This is a genomic window from Neptuniibacter sp. QD48_11 (assembly GCF_047778095.1).
In the GTDB taxonomy this organism is placed as follows: domain Bacteria; phylum Pseudomonadota; class Gammaproteobacteria; order Pseudomonadales; family Balneatricaceae; genus Neptuniibacter.
Genome location: NZ_CP180551.1, coordinates 3369758 through 3390089 on the forward strand (window position 1 = coordinate 3369758; position 20332 = coordinate 3390089).

A 20332-nucleotide genomic window follows, 5' to 3' on the forward strand; every position below is an offset into this window, starting at 1 on the left:
CTTAGTTACCTGCCTTTTCGTTGAGTACTGTCTTCACACGAGCGATATCGCGACGAACCTGTCCTAGAAGATGATTCTGAGCAAGCTGACCAGTCGTCTTCTGCATGCGCAGGTTGAACTGCTCTTTTAGAAGACCTAGTAGTTCTTGCTGTAGCTCATCAACGGACTTTTCACGTAGTTCAGTTGCTTTCATTACATCACCGTCCGTTTAACAATGGTTGTTGCAACAGGCAATTTAGCAGCAGCTAGGTTGAACGCTTCAGATGCAAGCTGTTCATCAACTCCGCTCATTTCGAACAGAATCTTACCCGGCTTGATTTGAGCAACCCAGTACTCAACCGCACCCTTACCTTTACCCATACGTACTTCAAGCGGTTTCTTAGAAATTGGCTTGTCTGGGAACACACGGATCCAGATTTTACCACCACGCTTAACGTGACGTGTCATGGTACGACGCGCTGCTTCGATCTGACGTGCAGTGATACGACCACGACCGGTCGCTTTCAGTGCAAATTCACCAAAGCTTACAGTGCTACCGCGCTGTGCTAGACCGCGGTTGCGGCCTTTCATCATTTTGCGGAACTTAAGACGTTTTGGTTGTAGCATCGACGTCTACCTCACTTACCTTTCTTCTTAGGCGCATTCTTTTCAGCACGAACTTGTTCGATGCCACCAAGAACTTCACCCTTGAAGATCCAGACTTTAACGCCGATCACACCGTAAGTAGTGTGCGCTTCATAAGTAGCGTAATCGATATCAGCACGAAGTGTGTGCAATGGCACACGACCTTCACGATACCATTCGCTACGAGCGATTTCGGCACCACCAAGACGACCACCTAGCTGAATCTTGATACCTTTAGCACCAAGACGCATTGCGTTCTGTACCGCACGCTTCATAGCACGACGGAACATAACACGACGCTCAAGCTGGCTTGCAACACCTTGTGCAACAAGACGCGCGTCTAGTTCTGGTTTACGAATTTCTTCGATGTTGATGTGAACTGGAACACCCATCATTTCAGATACAGTGTTACGTAGTTTCTCAACATCTTCGCCTTTCTTACCAATCACGATGCCCGGACGAGCTGTGTGAATAGTAATTTTTGCATTCTGTGCAGGACGCTCGATTTCGATGCGGCTAACAGATGCTTTTTCAAGCTGCTTGTCCAGGTACTCACGCACCTGCAGATCGTTCTGCAGCTTGCTTGCGTATTCGCTCTTGTCTGCGTACCACACAGAAGTGTGATCTTTAACAATACCGAGACGAATACCCGTAGGATGTACTTTCTGACCCATAACGGAATCTCCTAGCAGTCAGCTCAGTCGGCCACTTTTACAGTGATGTGACAGGAGCGCTTCAAAATACGATCAGCGCGACCTTTCGCACGCGGCTTGATGCGTTTCATAGTCATTGCTTCATCAACAAAAACTGTAGAAACACGTAGCTCGTCAATATCAGCACCTTCGTTATGCTCTGCGTTAGCAATAGCAGACTCTAGTACTTTCTTAACAAGCGCCGCACCTTTTTTAGGACTATACGCCAGGATATCCAGAGCTTCACCGACAGATTTACCACGGATCTGGTCAGCAACCAGACGTGCTTTCTGTGCAGAGATGCGGGCGCCTTTGTGCTTAGCGGCAACTTCCATCATCTAACTCCTTATCGCTTGGCTTTCTTGTCTACTACGTGACCACGGTAAGTACGTGTCACAGCAAACTCGCCCAGTTTATGACCAACCATGTCCTCGGAAATAAATACCGGAACATGCTGACGGCCGTTGTGTACTGCAATTGTCAAACCTACGAAATTCGGGAAGATCGTAGAACGACGTGACCAAGTTTTGATTGGACGACGGTCGTTTGCTTCAATTGCAGACTCTACCTTTTTCAACAGGTGAAGGTCGATAAATGGACCTTTCTTCAGTGAACGTGGCACAGCTGTATCCTCTTACTTAGCGTTACGACGGCGTACGATCAACTTATCAGTACGCTTGTTCTTGCGAGTTTTATAACCCTTAGTCGGAACACCCCATGGCGACACTGGGTGACGACCACCGGAAGTACGACCTTCACCACCACCGTGTGGGTGGTCTACTGGGTTCATCGCAACACCACGAACAGTAGGACGAACACCACGCCAGCGCGTAGCACCAGCTTTACCAAGCTGACGCAAGGAGTGCTCACTGTTGCTCACTTCACCCAGAGTTGCACGACATTCAACTAGGACTTTGCGCATTTCGCCAGAACGTAGACGAAGAGTCGCATAAGCACCTTCACGTGCAACCAACTGTGCAGATGTACCCGCAGAACGAGCAATCTGAGCACCTTTACCAGGCTTCAACTCAACACAGTGGATTACAGAACCCACTGGGATGTTGCGTAGAGGCATAGTATTACCAGGCTTGATATCTACAGAATCGCCAGACATGATCTTAGCGCCCGCAGAAACACCTTTAGGTGCAATGATGTAACGACGCTCACCGTCTGCATATACAACTAGTGCGATATGCGCAGAACGGTTAGGATCATATTCCAAACGCTCAACTGTCGCTGGAATACCGTCTTTGTTACGACGGAAATCGATGATACGGTACTGCTGTTTGTGACCACCGCCAATATGACGAGTAGTGATGCGACCGTGGTGGTTACGACCACCGCTCTTGCTCTTTTTCTCAACAAGAGCTGCATGAGGCTTACCTTTATGCAGTTCAGTGTTAGTCACTTTAACTACATGACGGCGTCCAGCAGAGGTCGGCTTAGTTTTAGTCACTGCCATTTTATATACCCTCTATTACTCGCCACCAAGGAAATCAATCTCAGAGCCGTCAGCTAGAGAAACGTATGCTTTACGCACATCGCTACGCTTGCCGAAACCACGCATAGTACGCTTGGTTTTGCCCTTAGCATTAAGAACGTTCACGCCTTTAACTTTAACGTTGAACAGCTCTTCAACTGCTTGCTTGATTTCTGGTTTAGTAGCGTCTTTAGCCACACGGAATACTACTTGCTGAGAACCATCAGCTACGATAGTAGCTTTCTCGGAGATGTGCGGACCCAGCAGCACTTGATAAATGCGTTCCTGTTTCATGCCAGCTTCTCCTCGATTTTCTTCAGAGCAGCAACAGTAACTAGTACTTTATCAAAGCCAACCAGAGAAACCGGGTCAACGCCAGCAGCATCACGTACATCAACGTGTGGTACGTTACGTGCAGCTAGGTACAAGTTCTGCTCTACATCTTCAGTAATCAGCAGTGCGTTAGTCAGCTCAAGCTCGTTCAGCTTAGCCACAAACTGTTTTGTCTTTGGAGATTCCAAAGCGAAATCTTCAACAACAACCAGACGTTCTTGACGTACAAGCTCAGAGAAGATGCAACGCATTGCTGCGCGGTACATTTTCTTGTTTACTTTCTGAGCGTAGTCACGCGGCTGAGCCGCGAAGGTAACACCACCGGCACGCCAGATTGGAGAACGGCTAGTTCCCGCACGTGCACGACCTGTACCTTTTTGACGCCATGGCTTAGCACCACCGCCAGAAACCGCAGAACGGTTTTTCTGAGCTTTAGTGCCTTGACGACCGCCAGCCAAGTAAGCTGTAACTACTTGGTGAACTAGCGTTTCGTTGAATTCTTTACCAAAAGCCAGGTCGGAAACTTCAACCGAACCATTAGCTCCAGCTAAATTCAGATTCATTTCAAACCCCCTTAGGCGCCAGCTTTAACAGCTGGTTTAACGATTACGTCACCGCCAGTTGCGCCTGGAACAGCACCTTTGATCAACAACAGGTTGCGTTCAGCGTCTACGCGAACAACTTCTAGGGTCTGCACAGTAACCTGAGCATTACCCATTTGACCTGCCATCTTCTTGCCTTTCCAAACACGACCAGGAGTCTGACATTGACCAATAGAACCCGGAGCACGGTGAGAAAGAGAGTTACCGTGTGTCGCGTCCTGCATGGAGAAGTTCCAGCGCTTAACGCCACCCTGGAAACCTTTACCTTTAGACTGACCTGTTACGTCAACTTTCTGACCAGCTTCGAAGCGCGCAACTGTTAGCTCGTCGCCAACGTTGACTTCGTCGCCATCTGACAGGCGGAACTCCCACAAACCACGACCAGCTTCAACACCAGCTTTAGCAAAGTTACCAGCTTCTGGCTTAGAAAGGCGGTTAGCCTTCTTAGCACCAGTAGTAACCTGCACTGCTTGGTAGCCGTCGGTTTCTTCTGTTTTCACAGCAGTAACACGGTTCGGTTCCACTTCGATGACGGTGACTGGCACGGATACGCCGTCTTCAGTGAAGACGCGAGTCATACCCGCTTTACGTCCGATAAGACCTACAGACATTTTCTTTTAAAACCTCTTGCCAGTTGTGTACGGGGCTGTTACCCACTACGGCTGCCCTTTCCAGAGCATTCCACACTAAATAAGCGCTTCATTAATTAAAATTAACTCTGCGCAGTTGCCTTTTAGCCGAGGCTGATCTGCACTTCAACACCCGCAGCAAGATCTAGCTTCATCAATGCGTCAACTGTTTTTTCAGTTGGCTCAACGATGTCTAGAACACGCTTATGTGTACGGATTTCATACTGATCACGCGCATCTTTGTTTACGTGAGGTGAAATCAGAACAGTGTAGCGTTCTTTGCGAGTAGGAAGTGGGATCGGACCTCGTACTTGAGCGCCTGTTCTCTTTGCAGTATCTACGATTTCCTGCGCAGAAGAGTCGATCAAGCGATGATCAAAGGCTTTCAGACGAATACGAATTTTCTGATTCTGCATTTCGATCACACATTTCCAAAAAATAATTTTACGGCATACGCCGACCTCCCCCTACTATGAGGGGGACGCAAATTCTACTTATGTCACTTGCGAAGGTCAACAGTAAGCAGGATTAATTTGTACAATTAACAAACAATCTATACTTACACCCCCGAACAAGCTTATAAGTAGGCACAAAAAAGCCCTCACAGGGAGGGCTTTTTCAAATCAAAGAGTATTAATTACTCAACGATTTTAGATACAACACCAGCACCTACAGTACGGCCACCTTCACGAATCGCGAAACGTAGACCTTCTTCCATTGCTACTGGGTTGATTAGTGTAACGTCCATCTTAACGTTATCACCAGGCATTACCATTTCTACACCCTCTGGAAGCTCACATGCACCAGTGATGTCAGTTGTACGGAAGTAGAACTGTGGACGGTAACCTTTGAAGAATGGAGTGTGACGACCGCCTTCTTCTTTGGATAGTACGTATACTTCACCCTCGAAACGAGTGTGAGGAGTGATAGAACCTGGAGCTGCTAGTACTTGACCACGCTCAACTTCTTCACGCTTAGTACCACGTAGTAGAACACCAACGTTCTCACCAGCACGGCCTTCGTCAAGAAGCTTACGGAACATCTCAACACCAGTACAAGTAGTAGTCGTAGTTTCTTTGATACCTACGATTTCAACTTCTTCACCAACCTTGATGATACCACGCTCAACACGACCAGTTACTACAGTACCACGACCCTGGATAGAGAATACGTCCTCGATTGGCATGATGAATGCACCGTCGATAGCACGCTCTGGCTCTGGGATGTAAGAATCTAGAGTTTCTAGAAGAGTCTTAACAGCAGTAGTACCTAGCTCGTTGTCGTCCTGGCCGTTTAGAGCCATTAGAGCAGAACCTGGAACGATTGGAGTGTCGTCACCTGGGAATTCGTACTGGTCTAGAAGCTCACGAAGCTCCATTTCAACCAATTCTAGCATCTCAGCGTATTCTTCAGAGTCAGCACCACCACAGTCTTCTGCAAGTAGGTCTGCTTTGTTTAGGAATACTACGATGTAAGGTACACCAACCTGACGAGACAGTAGGATGTGCTCACGAGTCTGTGGCATTGGACCATCAGTCGCACCACATACTAGGATAGCGCCGTCCATCTGTGCAGCACCAGTGATCATGTTCTTAACGTAGTCAGCGTGACCTGGGCAGTCAACGTGCGCGTAGTGACGCTCTGGAGTGTCATACTCTACGTGAGAAGTCGCGATTGTGATACCACGCTCACGCTCTTCTGGAGCGTTATCGATGTTAGCGAAATCTACCGCTTCACCACCGAAAACTTCAGCAGCTACACGTGTTAGAGCAGCAGTTAGCGTTGTTTTACCGTGGTCAACGTGGCCGATTGTACCAACGTTTACGTGCGGTTTCGTGCGTTCAAATTGTTCTTTAGCCACTTTTCATTACCTCAAAGTAATTAGGCGAATAAAAATATTAGTTCTGATTGATTACAGCGTCAGCGACATTTTGTGGCGCTTCAGCGTAGTCGAGAAACTCCATCGAGTAAGTCGCACGACCCTGCGTCGCAGAGCGTAGGTCGGTTGCATAACCGAACATCTCACCCAGCGGAACATGAGCGTTGATAATCTTACCCGAAGAACTGTCTTCCATCCCCTGCACAAGACCACGACGACGGTTCAGGTCACCCATCACGTCACCCATGTAATCTTCTGGGGTTACAACTTCAACTTTCATCATTGGCTCTAACAAGCACGCATTTGCTTCTTGTGCGAACTTTTTAAGCGCCTGTGATGCAGCGATTTTAAACGCCATTTCGTTGGAGTCAACATCATGGAAGGACCCATCGTACAAACGTGCTTTAAGGCCGATTAACGGATAGCCAGCAATGACACCGTTATGCATCTGTTCCTCAATACCTTTTTGTACAGCTGGGATGTATTCCTTAGGAATAGCACCACCGACAATCTCGTTGATAAACTCTAGACCCTCTTCATCAGAAGGGCTAAATTCAACGACAACATGACCATATTGACCACGACCACCTGACTGACGTACAAACTTGTGGTTTGCGTCAACAGACTGACGGATCTTCTCACGGTAGGCTACCTGTGGTTTACCGATATTGGCTTCAACCTTAAATTCACGCTTCATACGATCCACGAGAATATCAAGGTGCAATTCACCCATACCGGAAATAATTGTCTGACCCGTCTCCTGATCTGTTTCAACTTGGAAAGATGGATCTTCTTGCGCAAGCTTACCTAGCGCAATACCCATTTTCTCTTGATCAGCTTGAGACTTAGGCTCAACCGCTACAGAGATAACTGGTGCAGGGAATTCCATACGCTCAAGGACAATCTTGTTGTCACCATCACATAAAGTATCACCCGTAGTTACATCCTTCATACCGATTAGAGCTGCGATGTCGCCTGCGCGAACCTCTTTAATCTCATCACGGTTGTTAGAATGCATCTGCACCATACGACCAACACGCTCTTTTTTACCCTTAACAGAGTTAAAGACCGCATCACCCGACTTAAGAACACCCGAGTACACACGTACGAACGTAAGCGTACCTACAAATGGGTCTGTAGCAATTTTAAATGCAAGAGCAGAGAACGGCGCGTCATCATCAGCCTCACGCTGTGCAACAGTTTCCTGTTCATCATCTAGCGTACCTTCGATCGATTTAACCTCGATCGGAGATGGCATGTATTCGATAACCGCATCCAAAACAGCTTGAACACCTTTGTTCTTAAACGCAGAACCAGCCTGCATAAGAACAATATCGTTATCCAAGGTACGAGCACGAAGCCCCTGTTTAATCTCTTCCTCTGATAGATCACCTTCTTCAAGGTATTTTTCCATCAGCTCTTCTGATGCTTCAGCAGCAGCTTCAACCAGCTCTTCGCGAAGCTCATCAGCTTTATCTTGCAAATCAGCTGGAATATCTTCCAGCTCGTAGGTCATACCCTGATCCGCTTCATTCCACATAATGGCTTTCATGCGAACCAGATCGACAACACCAACAAAATCTTCTTCTGCGCCAATCGGGAAATTGATTGGTACAGCATTAGCGCCAAGACGATCTTTTAACTGATCTACAACCATGAAGAAATCCGCACCAAGGCGATCCATCTTATTGACGAATACCATGCGCGGAACTTCATATTTGTTAGCTTGACGCCAAACCGTTTCTGTCTGAGGCTGGACACCGGAAGATGCACATAACACAACAACTGCACCATCAAGCACACGCAGTGAGCGCTCTACTTCGATGGTGAAGTCAACGTGCCCAGGAGTATCGATGATATTGATACGATGATCATCGAACTGCTGGTTCATACCCTTCCAAAAGCAAGTTGTTGCAGCAGAAGTAATTGTAATACCACGCTCCTGCTCTTGCTCCATCCAGTCCATTGTCGCAGCGCCATCATGCACTTCACCGATCTTATGAGAAAGACCGGTGTAGAACAGGACACGCTCAGTTGTAGTCGTTTTACCGGCATCTACATGCGCACAAATTCCGATGTTACGGTAACGTGCGATAGGAGTTTTACGAGCCACGACTTAATCCTCAGTATCTTAGAAGCGGTAGTGAGCGAATGCTTTGTTCGCTTCAGCCATACGGTGCACGTCTTCACGCTTCTTAACTGCAGCACCACGGCCTTCAGCAGCGTCCATCAACTCGCCTGCTAGACGCAGAGCCATTGACTTCTCACCACGACCACGTGCAGAGTCTACAGCCCAACGCATAGCTAGAGCCATACGACGAGCAGGACGTACTTCAACTGGTACTTGGTATGTAGCACCACCAACACGGCGGGATTTAACTTCAACCGCTGGCTGGATAGCTTCTAGAGCTTTTTCGAATAGCTCGATTGGATCTTGTTCAGAACGCTCTTCGATTTTATCTAGAGCACCGTAAACGATCTTCTCAGCTACAGACTTCTTACCGTGAACCATTACATGGTTGATAAACTTAGCAAGAACTGTGCTTCCGAATTTAGGATCCGGTAAAATTTCGCGCTTTGCAGCGACGCGTCTTCTAGGCATTGATAAGCCCTCAATAAATTAAAAGGTCTTCAGGTATTCCAAGCAATTGATGCTAGGCCTTACTCTTACCGTGTATTCAACACAGTGTTTAGGTAACTAAAGCACTATGTTGGGACGACGATTAAGACTTAGGACGCTTAGCACCGTACTTAGAACGGCCTTGCTTACGCTCATTAACACCTGAGCAATCTAGTGCGCCACGAACTGTGTGATAGCGAACACCAGGAAGGTCCTTAACACGACCACCACGAATTAGAACAACGCTGTGCTCCTGCAAGTTGTGACCTTCACCACCAATGTAGGAAGCAACTTCGAAGCCGTTGGTCAAACGAACACGACATACTTTACGTAGTGCTGAGTTCGGTTTTTTCGGAGTAGTGGTGTATACACGGGTACAAACGCCACGACGCTGAGGACAAGCCTGCAATGCACGAACATCGCTTGGCTGAACTTTGCGTTTACGTGGTTTACGTACCAGCTGGTTAATCGTTGCCATTAAGCAAACTCCACGTTTTGATTTAACACCATAAAAAAAATTGGATTTACACAATCCAATCACAAAGGGGCCGGAATTTTAATCAATTCCGGCCCTAAACGTCAAATACTGGATACTATTTATTCAATATTTTCGAATAAATTGTTATTCAGCATCTGGCATTGAAGCATTTAGCGCTTCTGTCAGTGCCTGCTGAACTTCTTCAGCACTTACTGTCACGGACTCACCTTCAGCAGGTTGAGCACGTTTGCGCTTACGCTCTTCATGGTAAGCAAGACCTGAACCCGCTGGGATCAGACGACCTACTACCACGTTTTCTTTCAGGCCGCGCAGGAAGTCCTGCTTGCCTGTTACCGCACCCTCCGTTAGAACTCGAGTTGTTTCCTGGAAGGATGCTGCTGAGATGAAGGACTCAGTAGCCAAAGATGCTTTAGTGATACCCAATAGTACGCGATCGTACTTAGCTGGGATCTTACCAGCAGCTTCTAGCTCTTCGTTCTCTGCCAATACAGCTTGGTATTCAACCTGATCACCTGGGATGAATGTAGAATCACCCGCAGATACAATCTCAACTTTACGCAGCATCTGACGAACAATTACCTCGATGTGCTTATCGTTGATGCCTACACCCTGTAGACGGTATACGTCCTGGATTTCACCAGTGATGTATTTCGCCAGCTCTTCTACACCTAGTACGCGTAGAATGTCATGTGGGTTAGACGGACCATCAGAAACAACCTCACCCTTCTCTACATGTTCACCTTCGAACACGTTCAGGTTACGCCATTTCTGGATCATTGTTTCATGTGGCTCTGCATCACTAGGAGAGATCACAAGACGTTTCTTGCCTTTAGTCTCTTTACCGAAGCCGATTAGACCAGAAACTTCTGCAAGAATCGCAGACTCTTTCGGTTTACGTGCTTCGAATAGATCCGCAACTCGCGGCAGACCACCGGTGATATCCTTGTTCACAGTACCTTCTTGAGGAATACGTGCAAGAACGTCACCTACTTGTACTTCAGCGCCATCGCTAAGGTTCATGATCGCTTTAGCTGGTAGTAGATACTGCGCTGCAGAATCTGTACCTGGATGCATTACTTCATTACCTTTCGCATCCAATAGCTTGATCATAGGACGGATATCTTTACCTGCTGCTGGACGATCTTTAACGTCCAATACCTCAGTTGTAGATAGACCTGTTAGCTCATCAGTCTGGCTCTTAACGGTAATACCGTCTTCCATGCCTGAAAGCTCAACCTTACCCGCCACCTCAGAGATGATTGGGTGAGTATGTGGATCCCAGTTAGCTACGATGTCGCCTGCTTCAACAGAGCTACCGTCTTTAACTTTGATCACAGAACCGTATGGAAGCTTGTAACGCTCACGCTCACGACCGTGCTCATCAGTTACACCCAGCTCACCAGAACGAGAAGTTGCAACCAACGCACCATCTGGACGCTCTACAAACTTAAGGTTGTGAAGACGAATTTCACCGCCGTTCTTAACCTGAATGCTGTCTACAGCAGCTGCTCGTGATGCAGCACCACCGATGTGGAACGTACGCATCGTTAGCTGTGTACCTGGCTCACCGATTGACTGAGCAGCGATAACACCCACTGCTTCACCTGGGTTAACCAAGTGACCGCGACCAAGATCACGACCGTAACATTTAGCACAGATACCGTGACGTGTACGACATGTGATCGCACTGCGCACGATAATCTCATCGATAGAAGAGTACTTCTCATCGTTTTCTAGACGATGTTTCCATGCTTCATCGATTAGCGTACCCGCTTCGATTAGAACCTCTACACCCTGTGGATCTAGAACATCAACAGCCACTGTACGACCTAGTACACGATCACCCAGCGCAACTACTACGTCACCACCTTCGATCAGAGGTACCATGCTCAGACCTTCTTCAGTACCACAATCATGCTCTGTGATAACTACGTCTTGAGCTACGTCTACTAGACGACGCGTTAGGTAACCGGAGTTCGCTGTCTTCAATGCCGTATCGGCTAGACCCTTACGAGCACCGTGGGTCGAGATAAAGTACTGAAGTACGTTTAGACCTTCACGGAAGTTCGCAGTGATCGGTGTTTCGATGATAGAGCCATCCGGCTTAGCCATCAGACCACGCATACCCGCCAACTGACGAATCTGTGCAGCACTACCACGGGCACCGGAGTCGGCCATCATGTATACAGAGTTAAAAGATTCCTGCTCGGACTCTTCGCCATCTTTTGTAACAACCGGCTCAGTCTTCAAGTTATCCATCATCTTCTTAGCCAACAATTCGTTAGCACGAGACCAGATATCGATAACTTTGTTGTATTTCTCACCCTGAGTTACCAAACCATCAGCGAACTGACGTTCGATATCCATTACCTCAGCTTCTGCTTCATCGATAATAGTTGTTTTCTCAGCTGGAATTTCGAAGTCGTTAACACCGATAGAAACACCAGACATAGTTGCCTGACGGAAGCCCATGTACATCAGTTGGTCAGCAAAGATTACTGTATCTTTCAGACCACAGCGACGGTAAGCTTCGTTAAGAAGGCGAGAGATCGCTTTCTTCTTCATTGGCTGGTTAACAAGCTCGTAAGGTAGACCTGCTGGAACGATTGCGAACAACAACGCACGACCGGCCGTTGTTTCTTTCATTTCAGTAATCGTTTCTAGGTTACCTTCGATGTCACGAATGCTTTCTGTAACACGTACTTTGATCTTTGCTTGTAGATCAAGTTCACCGGCACCTTGCGCTCGAGCGATCTCTTCGATGTCAGCAAATACCATGCCTTCACCTTTCGCGTTCACTCGATCACGAGTCATGTAGTAAAGACCCAATACAACGTCCTGAGAAGGTACGATGATCGGCTCACCATTGGCAGGTGATAGTACGTTGTTTGTAGACATCATCAACGCACGCGCTTCCAACTGAGCTTCAATAGTCAGTGGAACGTGTACAGCCATCTGGTCACCGTCGAAGTCGGCGTTGTATGCCGCACAAACTAGTGGGTGTAGCTGAATAGCTTTACCTTCGATCAGTACCGGCTCGAATGCCTGGATACCAAGACGGTGAAGTGTTGGAGCACGGTTAAGTAGTACAGGGTGCTCACGGATTACTTCGTCTAGGATATCCCATACTAGTGCTTCTTCGCGCTCAACCATCTTCTTAGCCGCTTTAATTGTAGTCGCATGACCACGAAGCTCTAGCTTGGAGAAGATGAATGGCTTAAATAGCTCAAGTGCCATCTTCTTAGGAAGACCACACTGGTGTAGACGTAGGTATGGACCTACCACGATTACAGAACGGCCAGAGTAGTCAACACGCTTACCTAGAAGGTTTTGACGGAAACGACCCTGCTTACCTTTGATCATATCGGCCAAAGATTTCAGAGGGCGCTTGTTAGAGCCAGTAATCGCACGACCGCGACGGCCGTTATCTAGCAATGCATCAACAGATTCCTGCAACATACGTTTTTCGTTACGTACGATGATATCTGGAGCATTAAGGTCAAGTAGACGCTTAAGACGGTTGTTACGGTTGATAACACGACGGTAAAGATCGTTAAGATCAGATGTCGCGAAACGACCACCATCTAGTGGTACTAGCGGACGAAGATCTGGTGGAAGTACTGGTAGTACTTCAAGAATCATCCACTCAGGCTTGTTGCCTGACTTGTAGAAAGCTTCTAGTAGCTTAAGACGCTTAGAAAGCTTCTTGATCTTAGTTTCAGAGTTAGTCTGCGGTAGTTCTTCACGCAGTTGATTAACTTCTTCTTCAAGCTCAATAGAAGACAATAGTTCTTTAACAGCTTCTGCACCCATACGTGCGTCGAAGTCATCACCGAACTCTTCTAGCGCTTCAAAGTACTGCTCATCGTTCAGTAGCTGACCGCGCTCAAGCGTAGTCATGCCTGGATCGATTACTACGAAAGATTCGAAGTAAAGAACACGTTCGATATCACGTAGCGTCATATCCAGCATCAAACCGATACGGGATGGCAGAGACTTAAGGAACCAAATGTGCGCTACAGGAGAAGCAAGTTCGATGTGTGCCATACGCTCACGACGAACTTTAGCTAGCGTTACTTCAACGCCACACTTCTCACAGATAACACCACGGTGTTTCATGCGCTTATATTTACCGCACAAGCACTCGTAGTCTTTTACTGGACCAAAGATTTTGGCACAGAATAGACCTTCACGTTCTGGCTTGAACGTACGGTAGTTAATAGTTTCCGGCTTTTTAACTTCACCGTACGACCATGAACGGATCATTTCCGGAGAGGCCAGAGTGATCTTGATAGAGTCGAACTCTTCAGATTGGCCCTGTGTTTTCAGCAGATTCAGCAGATCTTTCATTCTTTCAAGCTCCTAACGGAGTTCTTGCTTGAGGCCGCCCGAAGGCGACCCCCGCCTGGTATACAGTTTTGTGCTTATTCGGATTCGAGCTCGATGTCGATACCCAGAGAACGGATCTCTTTAATAAGTACGTTGAAGGATTCCGGCATACCCGGCTCCATACGGTGATCGCCGTCGACGATGTTCTTATACATCTTCGTACGACCATTCACGTCATCGGACTTAACTGTAAGCATCTCTTGTAGAGTATAAGCAGCACCGTATGCTTCTAGTGCCCATACCTCCATCTCACCGAAACGCTGACCACCGAACTGCGCCTTACCACCCAGCGGCTGCTGCGTAACAAGACTATAAGAACCAGTAGAACGAGCGTGCATTTTGTCGTCTACCAAGTGGTTCAGTTTCAGCATGTACATGTAACCAACAGTTACAGGACGGTCAAACTTGTTGCCGGTACGGCCGTCAAACAACGTTGACTGACCTGTATCGCTCAAACCTGCAAGACGAAGTAGAGATTTCAATTCAACCTCTTTCGCACCGTCAAAGGCAGGTGTAGCTAGAGGCACACCACCACATAGGTTCTTAGCTAGCTCTAGAATCTCATCATCAGAGAAGCTATCTAGATCTTCTGTGCGGCTGTTCATGCCAGCACCCAGATCTGCATTATAGATCTGATCTAGGAAGCTACGGATCTCAGTTACTGTTTCAGTGCGCTCGCGCTCCTGATCCAGCATCTCATTGATACGACGACCTAAGCCTTTCGCAGCCATACCCATGTGCGTCTCTAGGATCTGACCTACGTTCATACGAGACGGTACACCCAGTGGGTTCAGTACGATATCTACTGGCTCACCGTTCTCATCGTAAGGCATGTCTTCTACAGGCATGATTACAGAGATAACACCCTTGTTACCGTGACGACCCGCCATCTTGTCACCAGGCTGTACGCGACGCTTAGTAGCAACGTAAACCTTAACAATCTTAAGGACGCCAGGTGCAAGATCATCACCTGTCTGCAGCTTGCTCTTCTTATCTTCGAAACGCTTGTCTAAAGATTCTTTACGATCTTCAAGCTGTTTCTGAGCTAGCTCTAGCTGTTCAACTGCATTTTCATCAGAAACGCGGATGTTGAACCAATCAGATTTAGACAATCCAGCCAGGAATTCAGCTGTGATCTCTTCGCCTTTCTTCAGGCCTGCACCACCGTCAGCTTTCAAGCCAACTAGTACACGACCTAGACGTTCGAACGTTGCCTGCTCAACGATGCGAAGCTCTTCGTTTAGATCCTTACGGATTGCGTCAAGCTCCGCCTTCTCGATAGATAGCGCACGCTCATCTTTCTGAACGCCATCACGTGTGAATACTTGTACGTCGATTACTTTACCAACAGTACCTGTTTTAACACGTAGAGATGTATCTTTAACGTCAGAAGCTTTCTCACCGAAGATCGCACGTAGCAGCTTCTCTTCTGGCGTTAGCTGGCTTTCACCTTTAGGCGTTACTTTACCTACAAGGATGTCACCTGGGCCTACTTCAGCACCGATGTGAACAATACCTGCTTCATCAAGCTTCGCCAGTGCAGACTCACCAACGTTTGGAATATCTGATGTAATCTCTTCAGAACCCAATTTCGTATCACGCGCCACACAGGTTAGTTCCTGAATGTGGATAGTTGTGAAACGATCTTCCTGAACTACACGCTCAGAGATTAGGATGGAGTCCTCGAAGTTGTAACCATTCCAAGGCATGAAGGCGATACGCATGTTCTGACCAAGTGCTAGCTCACCCATATCAACGGATGGACCATCAGCCATAACATCGCCAACTTTTACAGTATCACCAGGATTAACGATAGAGCGCTGGTTGATACATGTATTTTGGTTGGAACGTGTGTATTTAGTCAGGTTGTAGATATCTACACCTGCATCACCCGCTGTAACTTCGTCGTCGTTTACACGAACCACGATGCGGCTCGCATCTACAGACTCAATCAGACCACCGCGACGTGCCACAACACATACACCGGAGTCTTGAGCTACGTTACGCTCGATACCAGTACCTACTAGCGGCTTATCAGCACGTAGTGTTGGTACAGCCTGACGCTGCATGTTCGATCCCATCAATGCACGGTTCGCATCATCGTGCTCTAGGAATGGAATCAAGGATGCCGCAACAGATACAACCTGACGTGGAGATACGTCCATGTACTGGACTTTGTCAGGAGACATTACTGTTGTTTCGTTTAGGTGACGAACTGTTACAAGCTCATCCAATAGACGACCTTCGTCATCCATTGTTGCAGACGCCTGTGCGATTACGAATGTATTCTCTTCAATCGCAGATAGGTAATCTAACTCATCTGTTACTTTGCCATCTACTACACGACGGTAAGGAGTCTCTAGGAAACCATAGTCATTTGTACGAGCAAATGTTGCCAAAGAGTTGATCAAACCGATGTTTGGACCTTCCGGCGTTTCGATTGGACATACACGACCGTAGTGAGTTGGGTGTACGTCACGTACCTCGAAGCCCGCACGCTCACGTGTTAGACCACCTGGACCTAATGCAGAAACACGACGCTTGTGAGTTACTTCTGAAAGAGGGTTGTTCTGATCCATAAACTGAGACAGCTGAGATGAACCGAAGAACTCTTTAATTGCAGCCGCAACAGGTTTAGCGTTGATCAAATCCTGAGGCATCAGGTTATCAGATTCCGCCATGCTTAGACGTTCACGAACAGCACGCTCAACACGAACCAGACCTACACGGAACTGGTTTTCTGCCATTTCACCAACAGAACGGATACGACGGTTACCCAAGTGATCGATATCATCCACGGTACCTTTACCGTTACGGATATCAATCAAGGTCTTCATAACCTCAAGAATATCTTCTTTATCTAGTACGCCAGAACCAGTAACTTCTTCGCGACCTAGACGGCGGTTGAACTTCATGCGACCAACAGCAGAAAGATCGTAACGCTCTTCAGTGAAGAAAAGGTTTTCGAACAATGCTTCAGCAGATTCTTTTGTTGGTGGCTCACCAGGACGCATCATACGGTAGATTTCTACCAATGCTTCTAACTGGTTACGCGTAGGATCGTTACGTAGCGTATCAGAGATGAATGGACCACAATCTAGGTCATTCGTGTACAGAGTTTCGAACTCAGTGATATTTGCAGCACGAAGCTGTTCAACCAGTTCTTCTGTAATCTCAGCGTTACAACCACAGATCAGTTCACCTGTAGATGGGTCGATAACATCTTTAGCAATTGCCTTGCCAGCCAAGTACTCCATTGGTACTTCAAGCTGTTCCATGTTGGCTTTTGCCATCTGACGGATGTGACGAGGCGTGATACGACGACCCGCTTCAACAATCACATTACCTTCAGGATCTTTCACTTCAAAAGACAGTGTTTCACCACGTAGACGATCAGCAACCAACTTCATGTTGATTGTTTCAGACGTCAGGCTCCAAGACGTGTTATCGAAGAAGATATCTAGGATCTCTTCAGCCTGGTAACCCAAAGCGCGCAACAAGATAGTTGCAGGCAGCTTACGACGACGGTCAATACGTACGAATAGGCTATCTTTTGGATCAAATTCAAAGTCTAACCAAGAACCACGGTAAGGAATCACTCGCGCAGAGTAAAGTAGCTTACCAGAAGAGTGTGTTTTACCTTTATCGTGATCAAAGAACACACCTGGTGAACGGTGTAGCTGAGATACGATTACACGCTCAGTACCGTTAACTACGAAAGTTCCGTTTTCAGTCATCAAAGGCATTTCGCCCATATAGACTTCTTGTTCCTTGATGTCTTTTACGGCTTTGTTGCTGGATTCACGGTCATAAATAACCAGACGAACTTTCACACGCAGAGGTGCTGCGTATGTAATACCGCGTATTTGACACTCTTTTACGTCAAATACAGGCTCACCCAGACGGTAGCCAACATATTCTAGAGATGCATTTCCAGAATAGGACACGATCGGGAAGACGGAGTTAAATGCTGCATGCAGACCAGCATCTAAACGATCTGCTGCTTCAACCCCTGTCTGCAAAAACTTTTTATAGGAGTCAAGCTGAATTGCCAGCAAGTAAGGCACATCCATTACTTGCGGTAATTTACCGAAGTCCTTACGGATGCGTTTCTTTTCAGTGTATGAATAAGCCATCAGTGTTCCCCAGCAAGTGCACCAATTTATAAGCAGGCCGAAAACCCGTTTCGGACTGTGTTACCGCTATTTATTTGCTGTCTATAAATAACGGAAAAAGGCCGGTGGCATATAGCCACCAGCCGTCAGCACTTCGAACAGAAATCTGTTCGGATTAGCATGAAGTTATTACTTAACTTCAACAGAAGCGCCAGCTTCTTCCAGTGCTTTCTGAAGTTCTTCAGCTTCTTCTTTGCTAACGCCTTCTTTAACAGCAGCTGGAGCGCCGTCAACGATGCCTTTAGCTTCTTTCAGGCCAAGACCTGTAGCGCCACGTACTGCTTTGATTACGTTAACTTTCTTATCGCCAGCAGCAGTTAGGATAACGTCAAATTCAGTTTTCTCTTCAGCAGCCGCACCAGCATCGCCAGCAGGACCAGCAGCTACAGCAGCAGCTGCAGTTACACCGAATTTTTCTTCCATTGCTTCGATAAGAGCAACAACGTCCTTAACAGACATTTCAGCAATTGCGTTTAGGATATCTTCGTTAGTCAGAGACATTTTCTATATTCCTGATATTTGTAAGCCCGAAGGCTCATTAAAACTTGTATAAATAAAGGTGCGTATAAACTTACGCAGCTTCTTCTTTCTGGTCGCGAACCGCTGCAATAGTACGGCATAGTTTGCCGGCTGCAGCTTCTTTCATGCAAGCCATCAGCTTCGCAATTGCTTCGTCGTAAGTTGGCAAGCTTGCTAGCATAGCCACGTCTACAACTTCACCTTCGAATGCTGCTGCTTTCAGTTCAAAGTTCTCATTGTCTTTCGCAAAGTTCTTCAGGATACGAGCGCCAGCGCCCGGGTGTTCCTGAGAGAAAGCAATGATACTTGGACCTTTGAAAGTGTCCTGTAGGCATGCATAGTCAGTGCCTTCAACTGCGCGTTTAGCAAGCGTGTTACGTACAACTTTAAGCCATACGCCGTTTTCACGAGCTTCTTTACGCAGTGCAGTCATATCGCCTACTTCAACGCCGCGGGAATCCGCAACAACAGCAGACAGAGCACTAGATGCAGCTTCCTGGACTTCAGCGACGATCGCTTTTTTATCTTCGAGTCCTAATGCCACGATTTACTCCTGGAGTAGTCTTTCGACTTATTACCAACCGCCTCATTACTGAGGCTTTCCGAGTACGGTGGTTTGATTCAAATACAGAATCTCACCGTCTGCGCAGGCTGGTTTAGCCCATTAAGATAAGGAAACCCCTATCACCTGCGGTCTTTGACGGCCTTCATCTCTGTGTAACAGGTACAGAAGACCCTCAAAAAACCTTTCATGTTGATTAAACTTCTAGAGAAGCCTGATCAACTAGCAAACCTGGACCCATAGTAGTCGACAGGGTTACTTTCTTAAGATACACGCCTTTAGCAGAAGCCGGCTTCAGCTTCTTAAGGTCAGCAACAAGTGCTTCGATGTTCTGCTTGATAGCAGCCGCTTCGAAGTCAGCTTTACCAACACCTGCGTGGATGATGCCGTTCTTGTCAGTACGGAAACGAACCTGACCAGCTTTAGCATTGTTTACAGCTGTAACAACATCTGGAGTTACTGTGCCAACTTTAGGGTTAGGCATTAGACCACGCGGACCTAGAACCTGACCAAGCTGACCAACAACGCGCATCGCGTCTGGAGTTGCGATAACAACACCAAAGTCCAGATCACCACCTTTCATCTGCTCTGCTAGGTCTTCGAAACCAACAACATCAGCACCTGCAGCTTTTGCTTTCTCAGCGTTTTCGCCTTGAGCAAATACAGCTACACGAACATCGTTACCAGTACCGTTTGGCAGCACAGTAGAACCACGAACAACCTGATCAGATTTACGTGGATCAACACCAAGGTTTACAGCAACATCAACAGTTTCTTTGAACTTAACAGTAGAAAGTTCAGATAGTAGAGAAACTGCATCTTCAATAGAGTAAGCTTTACCCGCTTCAACTTTCTCAGCGATTAGCTTCTGACGCTTAGTCAACTTAGCCATTACTCATCACCCTCCGGAATCAGACCCATGCTACGCGCAGTACCTGCGATAGTACGTACAGCTGCATCCATATCTGCAGCAGTTAGGTCAGGCATTTTAACAGTTGCGATCTCTTCCATCTGAGCGCGAGTAACGTTACCCACTTTCTCAGTATTTGGACGACCAGAACCGCTCTTAAGACCTGCAGCTTTCTTAAGAAGAACTGCTGCTGGAGGTGTTTTAGTGATGAAAGTAAAGCTACGATCAGCATAAACAGTAATTACAACAGGAACTGGCAAGCCGTTTTCCATGCTCTGAGTTTGAGCATTGAACGCTTTACAGAATTCCATGATGTTAACACCATGCTGACCTAGCGCAGGACCTACTGGTGGTGACGGGTTAGCGCCGCCGGCAGGAACTTGCAGCTTGATATAAGCTTCAATCTTCTTAGCCATTTT

General features: G+C 47.2%; 20 protein-coding genes. All 20 read right to left on the reverse strand.

Features of this window, described 5'->3' with window-relative positions; translation table 11 throughout:
* Position 1: 1 nt before the first annotated feature.
* Positions 2-193 (reverse strand): 50S ribosomal protein L29, encoded by a 192-nt coding sequence (gene rpmC / locus ACMXYU_RS15850; RefSeq protein ID WP_299179666.1) that lies wholly within the window; start codon positions 191-193, stop codon positions 2-4.
* Positions 193-606: a 50S ribosomal protein L16 gene (gene rplP / locus ACMXYU_RS15855; protein WP_415899437.1), complete on the reverse strand. Its 414-nt coding sequence runs from the start codon at positions 604-606 to the stop codon at positions 193-195. The genes rpmC and rplP overlap by 1 nt, the downstream gene beginning before the upstream one ends.
* Before the next feature lie 11 nt (positions 607-617).
* The gene (gene rpsC / locus ACMXYU_RS15860; protein WP_415882734.1) at positions 618-1298 is read right to left on the reverse strand and encodes a 30S ribosomal protein S3; all 681 of its coding nucleotides are present in this window, start codon (positions 1296-1298) and stop codon (positions 618-620) included.
* A gap of 23 nt (positions 1299-1321) precedes the next feature.
* On the reverse strand, positions 1322-1651 hold the full coding sequence (gene rplV, locus ACMXYU_RS15865; protein ID WP_415884689.1) for a 50S ribosomal protein L22: 330 nt from the start codon (positions 1649-1651) through the stop codon (positions 1322-1324).
* A gap of 11 nt (positions 1652-1662) precedes the next feature.
* Positions 1663-1938, reverse strand: coding sequence for a 30S ribosomal protein S19 (gene rpsS, locus ACMXYU_RS15870; protein ID WP_415882735.1), 276 nt, complete (start codon positions 1936-1938; stop codon positions 1663-1665).
* 12 nt (positions 1939-1950) lie between these two features.
* On the reverse strand, positions 1951-2778 hold the full coding sequence (rplB, locus tag ACMXYU_RS15875; protein WP_415882736.1) for a 50S ribosomal protein L2: 828 nt from the start codon (positions 2776-2778) through the stop codon (positions 1951-1953).
* Positions 2779-2793: 15 nt separating this feature from the next.
* Positions 2794-3090 (reverse strand): 50S ribosomal protein L23, encoded by a 297-nt coding sequence (gene rplW / locus ACMXYU_RS15880; RefSeq protein ID WP_415886126.1) that lies wholly within the window; start codon positions 3088-3090, stop codon positions 2794-2796.
* On the reverse strand, positions 3087-3692 hold the full coding sequence (rplD, locus tag ACMXYU_RS15885) for a 50S ribosomal protein L4 (protein WP_415886127.1): 606 nt from the start codon (positions 3690-3692) through the stop codon (positions 3087-3089). The genes rplW and rplD overlap by 4 nt, the downstream gene beginning before the upstream one ends.
* 11 nt (positions 3693-3703) lie before the next feature.
* Positions 3704-4342 (reverse strand): 50S ribosomal protein L3, encoded by a 639-nt coding sequence (rplC, locus tag ACMXYU_RS15890; protein ID WP_415899438.1) that lies wholly within the window; start codon positions 4340-4342, stop codon positions 3704-3706.
* Positions 4343-4464: 122 nt separating this feature from the next.
* On the reverse strand, positions 4465-4776 hold the full coding sequence (gene rpsJ / locus ACMXYU_RS15895; protein ID WP_075174125.1) for a 30S ribosomal protein S10: 312 nt from the start codon (positions 4774-4776) through the stop codon (positions 4465-4467).
* 221 nt (positions 4777-4997) lie between these two features.
* Positions 4998-6221 (reverse strand): elongation factor Tu, encoded by a 1224-nt coding sequence (gene tuf / locus ACMXYU_RS15900; RefSeq protein ID WP_415886129.1) that lies wholly within the window; start codon positions 6219-6221, stop codon positions 4998-5000.
* Positions 6222-6258: 37 nt separating this feature from the next.
* The gene (fusA, locus tag ACMXYU_RS15905) at positions 6259-8352 is read right to left on the reverse strand and encodes an elongation factor G (protein ID WP_415882740.1); all 2094 of its coding nucleotides are present in this window, start codon (positions 8350-8352) and stop codon (positions 6259-6261) included.
* Positions 8353-8370: 18 nt separating this feature from the next.
* On the reverse strand, positions 8371-8841 hold the full coding sequence (gene rpsG, locus ACMXYU_RS15910; protein ID WP_415882741.1) for a 30S ribosomal protein S7: 471 nt from the start codon (positions 8839-8841) through the stop codon (positions 8371-8373).
* Between the two features lie 121 nt (positions 8842-8962).
* Positions 8963-9337 carry a 30S ribosomal protein S12 gene (gene rpsL, locus ACMXYU_RS15915; RefSeq protein ID WP_007021369.1) on the reverse strand — a complete coding sequence of 125 codons (375 nt, stop codon included), beginning with the start codon at positions 9335-9337 and terminating at the stop codon, positions 8963-8965.
* A 144-nt stretch (positions 9338-9481) separates the two neighbouring features.
* The gene (rpoC, locus tag ACMXYU_RS15920; RefSeq protein WP_415899439.1) at positions 9482-13708 is read right to left on the reverse strand and encodes a DNA-directed RNA polymerase subunit beta'; all 4227 of its coding nucleotides are present in this window, start codon (positions 13706-13708) and stop codon (positions 9482-9484) included.
* A 74-nt stretch (positions 13709-13782) separates the two neighbouring features.
* Positions 13783-17883, reverse strand: a complete 4101-nt coding sequence (gene rpoB, locus ACMXYU_RS15925) for a DNA-directed RNA polymerase subunit beta (RefSeq protein WP_415899440.1) — start codon at positions 17881-17883, stop codon at positions 13783-13785.
* 168 nt (positions 17884-18051) lie between these two features.
* Complete coding sequence (gene rplL, locus ACMXYU_RS15930) at positions 18052-18423, reverse strand: 50S ribosomal protein L7/L12 (RefSeq protein ID WP_007021372.1); 372 nt, start codon at positions 18421-18423, stop codon at positions 18052-18054.
* Between the two features lie 70 nt (positions 18424-18493).
* On the reverse strand, positions 18494-18985 hold the full coding sequence (gene rplJ / locus ACMXYU_RS15935; protein ID WP_415882744.1) for a 50S ribosomal protein L10: 492 nt from the start codon (positions 18983-18985) through the stop codon (positions 18494-18496).
* A gap of 214 nt (positions 18986-19199) precedes the next feature.
* Positions 19200-19895, reverse strand: coding sequence for a 50S ribosomal protein L1 (gene rplA, locus ACMXYU_RS15940; protein ID WP_415882745.1), 696 nt, complete (start codon positions 19893-19895; stop codon positions 19200-19202).
* Complete coding sequence (gene rplK / locus ACMXYU_RS15945; RefSeq protein WP_297305736.1) at positions 19895-20329, reverse strand: 50S ribosomal protein L11; 435 nt, start codon at positions 20327-20329, stop codon at positions 19895-19897. Before rplK ends, rplA begins: the two co-directional genes overlap by 1 nt.
* Positions 20330-20332 lie beyond the last annotated feature (3 nt).